Source organism: Cohnella abietis (assembly GCF_004295585.1).
GTDB lineage: Bacteria > Bacillota > Bacilli > Paenibacillales > Paenibacillaceae > Cohnella > Cohnella abietis.
Map to the genome: position 1 here is coordinate 6,353,180 of NZ_AP019400.1, position 13,249 is coordinate 6,366,428.

Annotated in this window: 17 protein-coding genes and 1 pseudogene; 1 reads left to right on the plus strand and 17 read right to left on the minus strand. The window is 46.8% G+C overall.

The window, feature by feature from the left end:
- Nucleotides 1–2: 2 nt before the first annotated feature.
- The 6 genes and pseudogenes from KCTCHS21_RS27840 to KCTCHS21_RS31585 all read right to left on the minus strand — a co-directional run bounded on the left by KCTCHS21_RS27840 (nucleotide 3) and on the right by KCTCHS21_RS31585 (nucleotide 3,770).
- Nucleotides 3–806, minus strand: coding sequence for an NADH-quinone oxidoreductase subunit C (locus KCTCHS21_RS27840; protein ID WP_130615520.1), 804 nt, complete (start codon nucleotides 804–806; stop codon nucleotides 3–5).
- On the minus strand, nucleotides 806–1,321 hold the full coding sequence (locus KCTCHS21_RS27845; protein ID WP_130615522.1) for a NuoB/complex I 20 kDa subunit family protein: 516 nt from the start codon (nucleotides 1,319–1,321) through the stop codon (nucleotides 806–808). The genes KCTCHS21_RS27840 and KCTCHS21_RS27845 overlap by 1 nt, the downstream gene beginning before the upstream one ends.
- Complete coding sequence (locus tag KCTCHS21_RS27850; RefSeq protein WP_130615527.1) at nucleotides 1,306–1,677, minus strand: NADH-quinone oxidoreductase subunit A; 372 nt, start codon at nucleotides 1,675–1,677, stop codon at nucleotides 1,306–1,308. Before KCTCHS21_RS27850 ends, KCTCHS21_RS27845 begins: the two co-directional genes overlap by 16 nt.
- A gap of 205 nt (nucleotides 1,678–1,882) precedes the next feature.
- The gene (locus KCTCHS21_RS27855) at nucleotides 1,883–2,320 is read right to left on the minus strand and encodes a Dps family protein (RefSeq protein ID WP_130615529.1); all 438 of its coding nucleotides are present in this window, start codon (nucleotides 2,318–2,320) and stop codon (nucleotides 1,883–1,885) included.
- 278 nt (nucleotides 2,321–2,598) lie between these two features.
- A pseudogene (locus tag KCTCHS21_RS27860) lies at nucleotides 2,599–3,471 on the minus strand (IS3 family transposase); the annotation flags it as partial.
- Nucleotides 3,472–3,473: 2 nt separating this feature from the next.
- A complete protein-coding gene (locus KCTCHS21_RS31585; protein WP_157994139.1) occupies nucleotides 3,474–3,770 on the minus strand; it encodes a transposase in 297 nt (98 codons plus the stop codon).
- Between the two features lie 220 nt (nucleotides 3,771–3,990).
- Here KCTCHS21_RS31585 and KCTCHS21_RS27870 point away from each other — a divergent pair, with 220 nt between their 5' ends.
- Entirely contained in the window at nucleotides 3,991–4,185 is a 195-nt protein-coding gene (locus KCTCHS21_RS27870) for a hypothetical protein (RefSeq protein WP_130615536.1), read from the plus strand.
- 386 nt (nucleotides 4,186–4,571) lie between these two features.
- Here KCTCHS21_RS27870 and KCTCHS21_RS27875 read toward each other — a convergent pair whose 3' ends face one another.
- The 11 genes from KCTCHS21_RS27875 to wecB all read right to left on the minus strand — a co-directional run bounded on the left by KCTCHS21_RS27875 (nucleotide 4,572) and on the right by wecB (nucleotide 13,248).
- A complete protein-coding gene (locus KCTCHS21_RS27875; RefSeq protein WP_130615539.1) occupies nucleotides 4,572–4,982 on the minus strand; it encodes a F0F1 ATP synthase subunit epsilon in 411 nt (136 codons plus the stop codon).
- Nucleotides 4,983–5,008: 26 nt separating this feature from the next.
- On the minus strand, nucleotides 5,009–6,427 hold the full coding sequence (atpD, locus tag KCTCHS21_RS27880) for a F0F1 ATP synthase subunit beta (RefSeq protein WP_130615541.1): 1,419 nt from the start codon (nucleotides 6,425–6,427) through the stop codon (nucleotides 5,009–5,011).
- A gap of 67 nt (nucleotides 6,428–6,494) precedes the next feature.
- Nucleotides 6,495–7,355, minus strand: a complete 861-nt coding sequence (gene atpG, locus KCTCHS21_RS27885; RefSeq protein WP_130615543.1) for an ATP synthase F1 subunit gamma — start codon at nucleotides 7,353–7,355, stop codon at nucleotides 6,495–6,497.
- 89 nt (nucleotides 7,356–7,444) lie between these two features.
- Nucleotides 7,445–8,959, minus strand: coding sequence for a F0F1 ATP synthase subunit alpha (gene atpA / locus KCTCHS21_RS27890; RefSeq protein ID WP_130615545.1), 1,515 nt, complete (start codon nucleotides 8,957–8,959; stop codon nucleotides 7,445–7,447).
- A gap of 45 nt (nucleotides 8,960–9,004) precedes the next feature.
- Complete coding sequence (locus KCTCHS21_RS27895) at nucleotides 9,005–9,553, minus strand: F0F1 ATP synthase subunit delta (protein WP_130615547.1); 549 nt, start codon at nucleotides 9,551–9,553, stop codon at nucleotides 9,005–9,007.
- On the minus strand, nucleotides 9,550–10,041 hold the full coding sequence (atpF, locus tag KCTCHS21_RS27900) for a F0F1 ATP synthase subunit B (protein WP_232057992.1): 492 nt from the start codon (nucleotides 10,039–10,041) through the stop codon (nucleotides 9,550–9,552). The genes KCTCHS21_RS27895 and atpF overlap by 4 nt, the downstream gene beginning before the upstream one ends.
- Nucleotides 10,042–10,144: 103 nt before the next feature.
- Nucleotides 10,145–10,369, minus strand: a complete 225-nt coding sequence (atpE, locus tag KCTCHS21_RS27905) for a F0F1 ATP synthase subunit C (protein ID WP_094047624.1) — start codon at nucleotides 10,367–10,369, stop codon at nucleotides 10,145–10,147.
- 41 nt (nucleotides 10,370–10,410) lie between these two features.
- Nucleotides 10,411–11,202, minus strand: coding sequence for a F0F1 ATP synthase subunit A (gene atpB, locus KCTCHS21_RS27910; RefSeq protein ID WP_232057993.1), 792 nt, complete (start codon nucleotides 11,200–11,202; stop codon nucleotides 10,411–10,413).
- Complete coding sequence (locus KCTCHS21_RS27915; RefSeq protein ID WP_130615552.1) at nucleotides 11,180–11,590, minus strand: ATP synthase subunit I; 411 nt, start codon at nucleotides 11,588–11,590, stop codon at nucleotides 11,180–11,182. The genes atpB and KCTCHS21_RS27915 overlap by 23 nt, the downstream gene beginning before the upstream one ends.
- Complete coding sequence (locus tag KCTCHS21_RS27920; RefSeq protein WP_130615554.1) at nucleotides 11,587–11,829, minus strand: AtpZ/AtpI family protein; 243 nt, start codon at nucleotides 11,827–11,829, stop codon at nucleotides 11,587–11,589. The genes KCTCHS21_RS27915 and KCTCHS21_RS27920 overlap by 4 nt, the downstream gene beginning before the upstream one ends.
- A gap of 297 nt (nucleotides 11,830–12,126) precedes the next feature.
- Nucleotides 12,127–13,248 (minus strand): non-hydrolyzing UDP-N-acetylglucosamine 2-epimerase, encoded by a 1,122-nt coding sequence (wecB, locus tag KCTCHS21_RS27925; protein ID WP_130616741.1) that lies wholly within the window; start codon nucleotides 13,246–13,248, stop codon nucleotides 12,127–12,129.
- Nucleotide 13,249: the final 1 nt, after the last annotated feature.

Below are 13,249 nucleotides of genomic sequence, written 5' to 3' on the forward strand. Positions count from 1 at the left end.
GCTTACACCTCCGGGTCAAGCGGAACGTAGTCTTTGCGAAGCGGATGACCGATCCAATCGTCGGGCATCATAATACGTCTAAGGTCTGGATGCCCTGGAAAATCCACGCCGAGCAAATCATAGATTTCTCGTTCGTTCCAGTTGGCCGTCTCCCATATCGGCGTAACCGATGGGATTGAAGGCTGATCACGATTAGTACGAACTTTGATACAGTACCCACTCCGATTATCCATGTTGAGTGGATAATAAACGACTTCCAGGTGCGTTTCATAATCTACGCCAGATACATTACGTAAATAATTGCAGCTTAATTCAACGTGGTTACGGAATAAATGCGCAGCGTCTAGCCAATATTCGTTTTTCAGCACTATAGTTGGAAGATGGTCGTTAGGCTCATTAATATAAGCTTCCTCAACAGCTTCTTCCGATAAGCTTTCTCTTAGGAGAGCAACTACTCGGTCAAGTAGCGGTTGATTATGAGATGGGGGCTTTACAGGTTGCTCCTCCTGATTACCCTCTCCCTCTGCTGCAGTCTTGCTTGCTACGCGCCCGTCGGTACCCGCCTGAGCGGCTTGAGCGGCAGCTTGAGCTGCTGCAACCTTAGCAGCCTCACGTGCTTCTAGGGTAGCTTTGCGGCGAGCAGCCTTCTCTTCATCAGTCTCTACTCGACGAGCTGGTGGGGCGGTAGCCTCCTCCGCTGGTGGAGGCTGTGTAACCACCTCTTCGGCTTTCTTTTCCCCGTCCGGTTCTGGGGAGCTGGCCGCAGTTGGGACCTCTTCCGGCTCGCGATTATTTTCCTCGCTCATCAGCCGGTCACCTGCTTCCCTGTCTTGGCTTCATAACGAATTTTCGCTTGAAGCTTGTTAATTCCATAGATTAGAGCTGCAGGATTGGGCGGGCAGCCCGGGATATACACATCGACAGGAACAATCTGATCGACGCCTTTAATAACAGAATAAGATTTAACATAAGGACCACCAGCTGTTGCGCACGATCCCATGGCGATAACCCATTTTGGTTCCGGCATCTGGTCGTACAGTCGCTTTAGCAGTGGCCCCATTTTCTTCGTCACCGTGCCTGAAACGATCATTACATCTGATTGGCGGGGAGATGTTCGGAACATAACCCCAAAACGGTCTAAGTCGTAGTGAGCCCCACCTGCAGCCATCATCTCGATTGCACAGCATGCCAAGCCGAAGGTCATTGGCCATAGTGAGTTACTTCGGGCCCAGGCTTTCAATTGATCCACTGTACCAAAGAATACGTTGCGCTCCACTTCTTTACGATCTTCCGGCGACACTTTCGTTAAATCGAATTCCATTTCAGCACCTTCTTCTTCCAGGCATAGACAAGCCCGATTAGCAATAATCCAGCAAAGATCAACATTTCCACCAAAGCAAAAAGACCTAGCTGCTTATACGCTACGGCCCACGGGTAAAGAAAGACTGTTTCTACATCAAACACAACGAACATCAGCGCATACAAATAATATCGTACGTTAAAGCGGATCTGGCTGTCTCCCACCGGATCGTTACCGCTCTCATACGTGGTTTGCTTTTCCTGCGTCGGTTTATTGGGCCGCAGCAAGGAGCCTAACCACAATACAAAAATCGGAAACGCGATACCTAAAATGAGGAAGACGGTAACTATGACGTATGAATTGATGTATTTCTCCACCTTCAACGCCTCCGCAAACAGGTAAATTTACCTTGTAATTATAACAAATGCTCCCAGTCACGTCCATGTAAAAAAGCGTTTTCATTGGAAATTGATTGGAATTGCAATTTAATTCAAAATTCTTATTTTAAAATTAAAGGAGCTGCTCCTTAGGCTAGCTTATACCTAAAGAAACAGCTCCTTACTATACGCCTATCTGACACTCTTAGCCTAGCGTTGATTTTAGCATCCATATTTGTTTCTGAAGCTCTTCGATTTGGCCTGTTAGAATATCTGCTGTCGCCGCATCATTCGCTTTTTCTTCAGCAATAACAGCCGTTTCCTCCAAGCCTTTAACCAGCTGCTGTAAGTCGGCTATTGTTGCTGAAAGCATATCATTCTCGGAGTTTGCTTTATCAGCTTCCTTAATCGTGGCCAGCGATAAAAATTCCTTCATTGTGGATACTGGACTGCCTTCGATTGCAAGTATCCGTTCCGCAAGCTCGTCAAGCTTTAAGGCAGCTAGCTCGTACAGCTCTTCAAATTTAACATGCAGCACGGGAAAATGTGGCCCCTTCACATACCAATGAAAGTGGTGAAGCTTAATGTAAAGAACCGACCAATTAGACAATTGCACATTCAGTGAGTCATTCAGTTTACTCATAAGTATCCCTCCAGTATTCACTTATCCTTATCTCTTTTAACTTACCCCTGGGGGCTCCAAAAGAATCAGTGCTTGAAGAAGTCATGCTTGACCAGAACTGAAAACAAGCGTAAATAACAGCCCATTTATGTTAAGCCATGATGAACGGGTTCTCCGCTAACATTTAGAAGCTGTAACGAATCGTACTCGGCACCTTATTACGGCTGAACGTAAGGATTGGCGACCCATAGTGAACGCTCTGGACCTCTGTCAAGTAAGTAGACACTCATTAAGCGTAATTAGTTCATATTGCTATAGTACATGGCTTCGAACTTTACAGGTGATACGTAGTCTAGTGAACCATGGATTCTCTTACGGTTATAAAAGAGCTCAATGTACTCAAACATCTTTTGTTGTGCCTGCACCTTGGTCCGAAACTTCGTACAGTAAATAAACTCCTTCTTCAGCACGCTGTGGAAAGATTCGATGCAGGCATTATCATAACAATTTCCTTTGCGGCTCATGCTTGCTGTCATACCATATTGCTTAAGTTTTTCACGATATTCCTCAGAGGCATATTGCGACCCTCGATCGGAATGGTGTATCAGTCCTTCCGGTGGATTGTGGGATTCATAAGCCTGATCCAGTGCTGCGAGTACCAAATCTGTCGTCATTCGGCTTGCGAGCTTCCAGCCTACAATCTTCCGTGTATACAAATCTAAGACGCTAGCAAGGTACAATCGACCCTCTCGGCACGGGATATACGTAATGTCAGTCACCCAAATCTTGTTGGGTGCGGTTGTCTTAAAATTCTGATTCAATACGTTTGGTGCAATAGGCTGATCATGATTAGAGTCGGTGGTGGTCACCCGGAATTTCTTAGATACACAGGAGCGCAAACCATTCTCTTTCATGAGTTTTCCCACTCTTCGTTCCGATACGATCCACCCGTCGTTTCGGAGAAGTTTTGTGATCTTAGGACTGCCATACCTATTAGTAGAATCGATGAAATGCCATGTGATAAGCCGAATTAGCTCTCTGCGGCGCTTCTGATAATTGCTTACGACGGCTTTCTCTTGAATCCACTTGTAGTAACCGCTCCGGGATACAGCAAGTACTTCACACATCTTCTCCATTCGAAAATTGGAGCGATTCTCTTCAATGAATTGGAACCTTAGTTCCTTTCTTTGCTGAAGATGTGCATGGCCTTTTTTAAGATCGCGATTTCTTCTTTCAGATCCTCAATTTCGAGTTCTTGATCGTGGATCTGTTTATCTTTTTGACGGATCGCCTCCCGATCTAACAGAGGTTCATTCTCAAACTTACGGTGTGTGGACATCCAACGCTGTAGCGTCCCTGCTGGAATGCTTAACTCCTCCGCGATCTGCGGTATTGTCTTTGTCTGCTCCTGGATGTACCTGACCGTCTGCTCTTTAAACTCATCCGTAAACCTTTGTCTGATCTCTCCCACGCCGGACACCTCTTCTCTTTGTTATTTATTATCTGCATACGCTTATGAGGTGTCCACTTATTATTCTAAATCTACTCCGTACCTTATTTCGGCTGAAAGTCTGAATTGGCGGCTCATAGTGAACGCTCCGTACCTTATTTCGGCTAAAAGTCTGCACTGGCGACCCATAGTGAACACTCCGTACCTTATTTCGGCTGAAAGTCTGAATTGGCGACCCATAGTGAACGTTCCGTACCTTATTTCGGCTGAAAGTCTGAATTGGCGACTCATAGTGAACGCTCCGTACCTTATTCCGGCTGAAGGTCTGGACTGGCGGCTCATTGTGAACGCTCCGTACCTTATTTCGGCTGAAAGTCTGAATTGGCGGCTCATTGTGAACGCTCCGTACCTTATTTCGGCTGAACGTGTGGATTAGCGGCTCATAGTGAACGCTCCGTACCTTATTTCGGCTGAACGTGTGGATTAGCGGCTCATTGTGAACGCTCCGTACCTTATTTCGGCTGAAAGTCTGGATTGGCGGCTCATTGTGAACGCTCGGAAGAAGTTGATTAACTGAGCAAAAAACTTTTCGTATATGCTCAGGATGGGAATCGGGTTGGCTGCTGTGTGCGGCACTCGGGATAGCGGTTGCGGAGGGATACTGCGTTCGGAGTGAGGTTGACGGCGGTGGGCGGTCTCGGGATACTATTTGCGAAGGATTATTGTACTCCGAATGCGTTCAACTGCTGTAATTTTATACTTTTCTGATCGTATTAAAAAAGCCCTTGTCCAGACCAAATTGATCTGAATAAGGGCTTTTTTCTACATATGGTACTTTTCGCCGAGAGATTCCAAACGGCTAATCGCACGTTGTAGTGCTAGCTCTGCGCGATGAGCATTAATATCATTCTGCTTCTGCGCAAGACGGCGTTCTGCGCGTTCTTTGGCTAAGCGGGCACGTGAGACATCAATGTCCGATCCAAGCTCAGCTGCTTCTGCAAGAATAACTACTTTATCTTTGCGCACTTCCATAAAACCACCGTGAACGGCGATGAACTCATTCTCATTACCGATCTTTGCTTTAACCGGAGCGACCTTCAATGGTGTTACCAATGGAATATGCTGTGGCATAATACCTAGCTCACCCGCAATACCTTTGACGACAACCATGTTCACGTCTTTCTCGTAAACCTTGCGCTCCGGAGTCACGATTTCTAACCGTAAGGTACTCATATCGTTTCCTCCAAACCGGCGGCTGATTAAACCGCAGCAGCGAGTGTCTTCGCTTTCTCGACGGCATCTTCAATGGAGCCAACATTATGGAATGCCGGTTCTGGAAGATCGTCATGCTTGCCTTCGAGGATTTCCTTAAAGCTACGAATCGTGTCTTTGATCGGAGCATATACGCCCGGAATACCATTGAACGCCTCGGCAACGTGTAGCGGCTGAGACAAGAACAATTGTACACGACGTGCACGGTGAACGACTTGCTTGTCTTCCTCAGACAGCTCATCCATACCGAGGATTGCGATAATATCTTGAAGCTCCTTGTAGCGCTGAAGCAGCTTCTTAACGCCTTGTGCAACAGCATAATGCTCATCGCCCACGATTTCTGGAGCCAGAATCCGTGAAGAGGAAGCAAGTGGATCAACCGCAGGGAAAATCCCCATCGCAGCGATGTTACGATCCAAGTTCGTTGTCGCATCAAGATGCGCGAACGCTGTAGCTGGAGCTGGATCTGTATAGTCATCGGCAGGAACGTAAATCGCCTGAATCGACGTTACAGAACCTTTCTTAGTTGAAGTAATCCGCTCTTGAAGCTGACCCATCTCAGTTGCCAATGTAGGCTGATAACCAACCGCAGAAGGCATACGGCCGAGCAATGCGGAAACCTCAGAGCCCGCTTGCGTGAACCGGAAGATGTTATCAACGAACAGAAGTACGTCACGGCCTTCTTGATCACGGAAATATTCCGCCATAGTCAGACCTGTTAGTGCTACACGCATACGTGCGCCCGGAGGCTCGTTCATTTGACCGAATACCATGGCCAATTTCGCGATTACACCGGATTCTGTCATTTCATGATACAAGTCGTTTCCTTCACGAGTACGCTCTCCTACACCGGCGAATACAGAAATACCGCCATGCTCGGAAGCGATGTTGTGAATAAGCTCTTGCATGAGGACAGTTTTACCTACGCCGGCACCGCCGAATAGACCAATCTTACCGCCCTTAGTATAAGGAGCAAGCAGATCAACGACTTTAATTCCCGTCTCAAGCATTTCTGTTTGAGTTGTGAGCTCTTCAAATGTCGGAGCCGCACGGTGAATCGGGTTAGCATGTGTACGATCTACTACACCCTTACCGTCGATTGAATCGCCCAATACGTTAAATACGCGACCAAGCGTTGCAGGTCCAACAGGAACTGTGATAGGTACGCCAAGATCAGTAGCTTCCGTTCCTCTGACTAAACCATCAGTGGAGGACATTGCAACCGCACGTACAAGATTATCGCCAAGATGCGTTGCAACTTCAACCGTTAGGCTAATGTCGCGTCCGTTAGCGCTATCGGCTTTAGCTTCAATTTTAATCGCATTGAGAATGTCAGGCAGGTGACCGTGATCGAATTCGATATCGACAACCGGTCCCAGAATCTGAACAACGCGCCCTTTGCTCATGGATTTACCTCCTAAAGTGCAATTAGATCCTTACCCGTTAAGGCGACTTGATCCATCGTCACATATTTTATTGCTGTGCATTTGCTCCGCCGACGATTTCTGCGATTTCTTGTGTAATTGCCGCTTGCCGCGCACGGTTGTACGTGAGCGTAAGATCTGCAATCATCTTCGTCGCATTCTTCGTAGCGTTACCCATTGCTGTCATCCGTGCTCCGAACTCACTAGCTTTACCTTCAAGTACTGCGCTGAAAACGAGTGTCTCCGCATATTTCGGCAGAAGGACATTTAGAACTTCTTCCGAAGACGGCTCGTACTCGTATTCTGATTTGTCTGCGCTTGCCTGAATTTGGCCTAGTGGAAGTAGCCTCTTGAGTGTTGGTACCTGCGTAATCGCATTGAAAAACTCGTTATAAGCAAGATAGAGCTCATCGAAAGTTCCAGCTTCAAAGCCCTGAACAGCCTTTGCAGCAATCTCCTTAATATCCGAGAATTTCGGTGTGTCGGAAACTCCGGTTACTTCTTCAACTATCGTAATATTACGACGCTTGAAAAAATCGCGGCCTTTACGACCAATGACGAATACAGCATACTCATCAGCGGATTTATGATTTTCATTAATTGTAAGCAATACCTTGCGAAGGATGTTTGCGTTATAACCACCAGCGAGTCCGCGGTCAGATGTTATAACCAGATAAGCTGTTCTCTTAATTGGACGGCTTTGCAGCATTGGATGCTTGCTACCACCGGCACCAGAAGCGATGCTAGATACAACTTCCTTCATCTTGTCCGTATAAGGACGCGCGGCAAGTGCAGCCTCCTGAGACTTTCTCAGCTTAGCAGCTGCAACCATTTCCATCGCTTTAGTAATTTGCTTCGTATTCTGCTTACTCTTAATTGAGCGCTTAATCTCGCGCATACCTTTAGCCAATCGTTGTCACCACCTTATTGCCGGACTTTCCTAAGCAAGCCCGGCTCAAGCTAAATGTTACATTCCGAATAAAGCGGCCTGGCTTATACTTACGCCGTAACGGCAAAGCTCTTCTTAAATGCTGCAATTGCGTCTACTAAGGATTTGTCAGTTTCAGGTGTCAAATCTTTAGTATCACGAATGGAGCTGAAGATTTCTGGACGGTTCGCATCCACATAAGATAAGAATTCCGCTTCGAAACGACGAACGTCTTGAACAGGAATCGCATCTGTGTGACCTTTAGTCACGATGTACAAGGATACGACTTGGCGTTCAACCGAAAGAGGTTGGTTAACGCCTTGCTTAAGAATTTCAAGCGTACGGATACCACGATCCAGACGCGATTTCGTAACTTTATCGAGATCGGAGCCGAATTGTGCGAAGGCTGCTAGCTCACGATATTGTGCAAGGTCGGTTTTGAGCGTACCCGCAACCTTTTTCATTGCTTTGATTTGTGCGGAGCTACCTACCCGGGATACGGAGATACCAACGTTAACCGCTGGACGTTGACCGGAATAGAACAGATCAGCTTCAAGGAAGATTTGACCATCGGTAATGGAAATAACGTTGGTCGGAATATAAGCAGATACATCGCCCGCTTGCGTCTCGATGAATGGCAATGCAGTCATAGAACCGCCGCCTAATTCATCACTCAGCTTAGCTGCACGCTCTAACAGACGGGAGTGAAGATAGAACACGTCTCCTGGATAAGCTTCGCGGCCCGGAGGACGACGGAGCAACAAGGAAAGCTCACGATACGCAGATGCTTGCTTAGTTAAATCATCATAGATGATCAGAACGTGTTTACCGTTATACATGAATTCCTCGCCCATCGAACAGCCTGTATAAGGTGCGAGGTACAAGAGTGGAGCAGGCTCCGAAGCACCTGCAGTAACAACAATTGTATAATCAAGAGCGCCATGCTTACGAAGAGTTTCTACAACGCCACGAACAGTAGATTGCTTCTGTCCGATAGCAACGTAAATACAAATTACTCCGTTACCCTTTTGGTTAACGATTGTATCGATAGCAATCGTCGTTTTACCCGTTTGACGGTCACCGATGATGAGCTCCCGTTGGCCGCGACCGATTGGAATCATAGCATCGATAGCTTTAATACCCGTTTGCATTGGCTCGTGTACAGACTTCCGATCCATAACGCCTGGAGCCGGAGATTCAACTGGACGAGTTTTAGTCGTTTTAATCGGGCCATTACCATCAACAGGCTGACCAAGAGCGTTTACAACGCGTCCGAGCATAGCTTCGCCGACAGGAACTTCCATAATACGACCCGTTCTCTTTACTTGATCACCTTCACGAATACCTGTGAATGGACCCATGATGACGACACCAACATTATCTTCCTCAAGGTTGAGGGCCATGCCCACAACTCCATTAGAAAACTCAAGCAATTCACCGGCCATACATTTCTCCAAGCCATGAACCCGTGCGATTCCGTCTCCGACCTGGATGACGGTACCTACGTCAACGACTTGAATATCGGATTGATATTGCTCGATCTGTTGTTTAATCAATGTACTGATTTCTTCGGGCTTGATGCTCAATTCGTTCACCCCTGTCTCCATTGCTAACAAATGGTATTGTTATAATTAAATAGCTGCCGATTGCAGTGCTTTATCCAGACGTTCCAGCTTACCTTTAAGGCTTCCATCGTATAGCGTATCGCCAATACGTATAGTAAGCCCACCTAACAATTCAGGATTTACTGAGTTCGTCACCCGAATGGTCTTGCCAAGCAAGGCACCGAATTTTTCCGCTAATTTGGAATTCTCACTGTCAGTCATAGCCTGAGCAGTAATCACATGAGCGTCTGCGCGACCTAATACTTCACCCGCAACCTGCAGATAAGCGGTCAACACTGCAGACAATTCACCTTCACGTCCACGTTCAATCAGCAAGCTGACCAAGTTAAGGACGATTGGGGAAGCTTCTGCACCAAAGGCTTGAACAAGTGTTTGCTTCTTAATCTCAAAAGTAATGTTAGGTGCCGCAAGGAATGCGCGAAAATCGGCATTGCTTTCCACGACATCAACGATTAATTTTAGCTGAGTTTCTGTTTCCGCTACGAGTCCCTTTTGCTGTGCAAGCTGGAACAGCGCTTTGGCGTAACGCTTCGCTACTACCGTACCGCGGCTCATGACTTATTCCCTACGTCTTGCAAATATTTATCAACAAGCTGCTTCTGAGATTGCTCATCAACTTGTTTCTCGATAATTTTGGAAGCGATCTGGACGGACAAGCCGCTAACCTGTGCTTTCAACGATGCAATTGCATTGTTTTTCTCAGCTTCGATGTCACGAAGCGCATCCTCTTTAAGTCGAGTAGACTCGTTCTGTGCAGCTTTAATAATTTCATCAGCTTGTCTAGATCCCATGGACTTCGATTGCTCAACGATTTCAAAAGCTTCCTTGCGAGCTTGCTGAAGAGCTTGCTTCTGCTCTTCGATATATTGATCCGCTTCTGTCCGATTTTTCTCAGCACTGTTCATTTGCTCCAGAACCATCTGGCGACGCTTCTCCATAATGTCAAACAACGGTTTGAATGCATAACGTTGCAGCAGGAGGAACAATATCACGAAAGCAACCAATTGGACGAAAAAGTTGCTCCACACAATACTTTCTAACACGGACCTTCACTCCCTTCACACAGCTGTTCTTGGCTTTCATTTCTACATGCCTTGCAAAACGAAGGCGTGGAGGCAAAATGGCACTCCCCGCCTAATTCATAATCTACTCAGCTTGACCCATCAAGATAAACGCAAGAACTAGAGAGATGATCGGCAATGCCTCAACGAGACCAACACCGATGAATGCAGTCGTTTGCAAAGAACCACGAAGCTCAGGCTGACGGGAAATACCTTCGATTGTTTTGCTGAAGATCATACCGTTACCAATACTTGCACCAAACGCACCAAGACCAAAAACAATTGCTGCTGCTAAAAGACCGTATACCATTTGTAAATCCTCCTCGAAAGTTTAAGTTTGTTTTTAATTGATTAATGTCCTTCTTCGTGAATACTAGCTTGACCGATGTAAACCATAGTTAACATTGTAAACACGAATGCCTGAATAGCGCCGACGAATATACTGAAGCCCTGCCATACAATCAGTGCCGGTATACCGAACCAACCCATACCCAAGATGATACCGATCATCACTTCGCCCGCGTAGATATTACCATATAGACGAAGACCTAACGTCAGTGGCTTCGCAGCTGTCTCAATTAAATTGATAGGCAGGAAGAAAGGCCACGGTTGAAAATAGTGCTTAAGATAGTGCTTGCGGTTGTGGCGTAAGCCTTGAATATGAGACAATCCAATGACCGTCAATGCAAGCGCCATTGTCATTGCCATATCAGCTGTTGGCGATTTCCACCATAACCAAGCCATATGCTCAGGCGCTTCTCCCCTAATAATAAGCTCCTGCCCAAGGACAACTGGAATATGATTATCATGCGCTTCGGTAACGATCCCGAATGGCAATCCAAGCATATTGCTGACAAAAATGTACATAATCAGCGCTAAGCCAAGGCCTAGATAGACTCGACCTCTCTTGTAATCGGTTGCCATGCCAATAATACTCGACACGAATTCGACGACCCATTCCAAGAAATTCTGCAGCTTACCCGGATTTTCAACCGATAAATTGCGTACGGCCAGTCTGGCAAGAATGAAGACGACTAAGCTGGATATTACAACCATCATAATGGCCGCTAAATCGAATTCGATGCCAAAAACCTTAATAATGGGTACTAAATGATCCATACTATTGCTTTTCACCCCTTTCATCGGAGGGATGTCCACCACGCATGCGGCGAATGGACGTTAAACCCAGTACGAGTGTTGCCATTGGAGCCATAATTAAACCTGCTACTGTTGCCGCCGGATTGTAACCAAGCGTTCGTACCGAGATTACAGCTGCGAGTAAGGCGAGCGCTGCACGGGTCATAAATCCGAATCCGCGGGCTCTTCTTCCCCCGACTGCCATGTCCGCTATACGAACGATTTTCCAAGCAAGCTGCCACGTAAACAGAAGACTACCTAACGCTCCAATTAGAAAGCCACCGAAGACTGCCTTAAGCTCTGGACGAATGGCCCAGCCTAAGCAACCTAAGAACAAAAAAAAGAACATAATACGACTGATCTTGCGCGTAACTACTGGTAAATCATCCATCATAACTTCTTGCCCCCCGCATATTTGCGGATAAGCCCTACGGCAGAACCGATTCCCGCAATCAGTCCAACAATGAATCCGGTCAAATAACCGTACTCAGTGCCGTTGCTATCATCATACATAACGCCTAACCACCAACCGAGACCGATTAATATGGCTAGCTCTGCGCCGATGGCCATAACGAGTCCGGCTGCCCGCCAAGGATTATCATCTTGCGGGGTCCGTTGCGGGGAATTCGCCACGATTCGTCACTCCTTCGTCACCTTGAGTCTAAGAGGCTCGCGTAAGCCCTTTCTACCCATGTTCCACGATATATTGTAGCTTTGCTTTAGCCCATTTGTCAATTAAACGAAATTCAAATTTTATGTGAACGTCAACTGCACAAACCCTCTAATAACGGGAGTTCTCGGACTTCCAAACCATACAGTTCCGCTGTACGCTGTACGTTTCAGCCTCTTTAATAAATGCGCTCCCCTTGTTTTCCCAACCAAGCGGAACCGACTTTACGAAAATTGGCAAAAATAGTCCGAGTAAAATGATTAGCGAGAGAATTGTTCAGGCCGCTTCAAATGAAGAAAATGATGAAGAATGGAGGCAACAATCCTCTTAGAAGCTTGTCCATCTCCATATGGATTTGCCGCTTGACTCATTTGAGCATAGAGATTCGGGTCAGTAAGCAATGCGTGTGCCCGGCTATAAACCTTCTCTTCATCCGTTCCAACTAGCTCAAGCGTACCTGCACCAATTCCTTCTGGACGCTCTGTCGTATCCCTTAGGACGAGAACTGGAACACCATAGGACGGGGCTTCTTCCTGCAGACCACCAGAATCAGTTAAGATGAGGTGGGTATGTGGATAGAAGTTATGAAGCTCAACAACATCAAGAGGGTCAATTAGCTTGATGCGGGGATGGTTGCCAAGAATCTCTTGAGCGGGGCCCCGTACTGCCGGGCTTGGATGAACCGGATAGACGATTGCAATATCCTCGAATTCGTCAGCAATCCGCTTAACTGCACGGAAAATCTGACGATGTGGTTCACCTTGCGATTCGCGGCGGTGCGCTGTCATTAGGATAAGTCTCTTACCCGCTGCCCAATCTAGGACAGGATGTGTGAAATCAGATTTTACTGTGTATTGAAATACATCGGTAACGGTGTTGCCTGTAATATAAATCTGATCTTCGCTTTTGTTTTCTTTACGTAGATTACCTGCTGACCATTGCGTAGGAGCGAAATGCAAATCAGCTAAAACACCAGTCAGCTGTCGGTTCATTTCCTCGGGGTAGGGGGAAAGCTTATTCCATGTGCGTAAGCCTGCTTCGACATGGCCTACCTTAATTTGCTGCATGAACGCTGCATAGCTAGCTAAGAAAGTCGTTAGCGTATCACCGTGAACGAGCACTATGTCCGGCTTTGCTTCTCTTAGCACGGGCTCAAGCCCTTGAAGCACACGTATAGAAATATCATTCAGAGTCTGACTTGCCTGCATAATATCCAGATCGTAATCTGGTTTAATAGCGAATACCTCTAGCACCTGATCCAGCATCTGGCGGTGCTGTGCCGTCACGCATACTAGAGGCTCTATCTGCTCGGGATACTTCTGAAGCTCCAGTATAAGCGGAGCCATCTTGATAGCCTCAGGACGGACCCCAAAAATCGTCATT

Bases quoted from the DNA above. Each gene is read 5' to 3' on its own strand.
- atpB (WP_232057993.1), bottom strand. From the start codon at position 11,202: ATGAAAGGGGTGAAAAGCAATAGTATGGATCATTTAGTACCCATTATT.
- KCTCHS21_RS27840 (WP_130615520.1), bottom strand. From the start codon at position 806: ATGAGCGAGGAAAATAATCGCGAGCCGGAAGAGGTCCCAACTGCGGCC.
- KCTCHS21_RS27895 (WP_130615547.1), bottom strand. From the start codon at position 9,553: ATGAGCCGCGGTACGGTAGTAGCGAAGCGTTACGCCAAAGCGCTGTTC.
- atpE (WP_094047624.1), bottom strand. From the start codon at position 10,369: ATGGTATACGGTCTTTTAGCAGCAGCAATTGTTTTTGGTCTTGGTGCG.
- atpD (WP_130615541.1), bottom strand. From the start codon at position 6,427: ATGAGCAAAGGGCGCGTTGTTCAGATTCTGGGACCGGTTGTCGATATC.
- wecB (WP_130616741.1), bottom strand. From the start codon at position 13,248: ATGACGATTTTTGGGGTCCGTCCTGAGGCTATCAAGATGGCTCCGCTT.
- KCTCHS21_RS27875 (WP_130615539.1), bottom strand. From the start codon at position 4,982: ATGAGTACCTTACGGTTAGAAATCGTGACTCCGGAGCGCAAGGTTTAC.
- KCTCHS21_RS27915 (WP_130615552.1), bottom strand. From the start codon at position 11,590: ATGATGGATGATTTACCAGTAGTTACGCGCAAGATCAGTCGTATTATG.
- KCTCHS21_RS27855 (WP_130615529.1), bottom strand. From the start codon at position 2,320: ATGAGTAAACTGAATGACTCACTGAATGTGCAATTGTCTAATTGGTCG.
- KCTCHS21_RS27845 (WP_130615522.1), bottom strand. From the start codon at position 1,321: ATGGAATTCGATTTAACGAAAGTGTCGCCGGAAGATCGTAAAGAAGTG.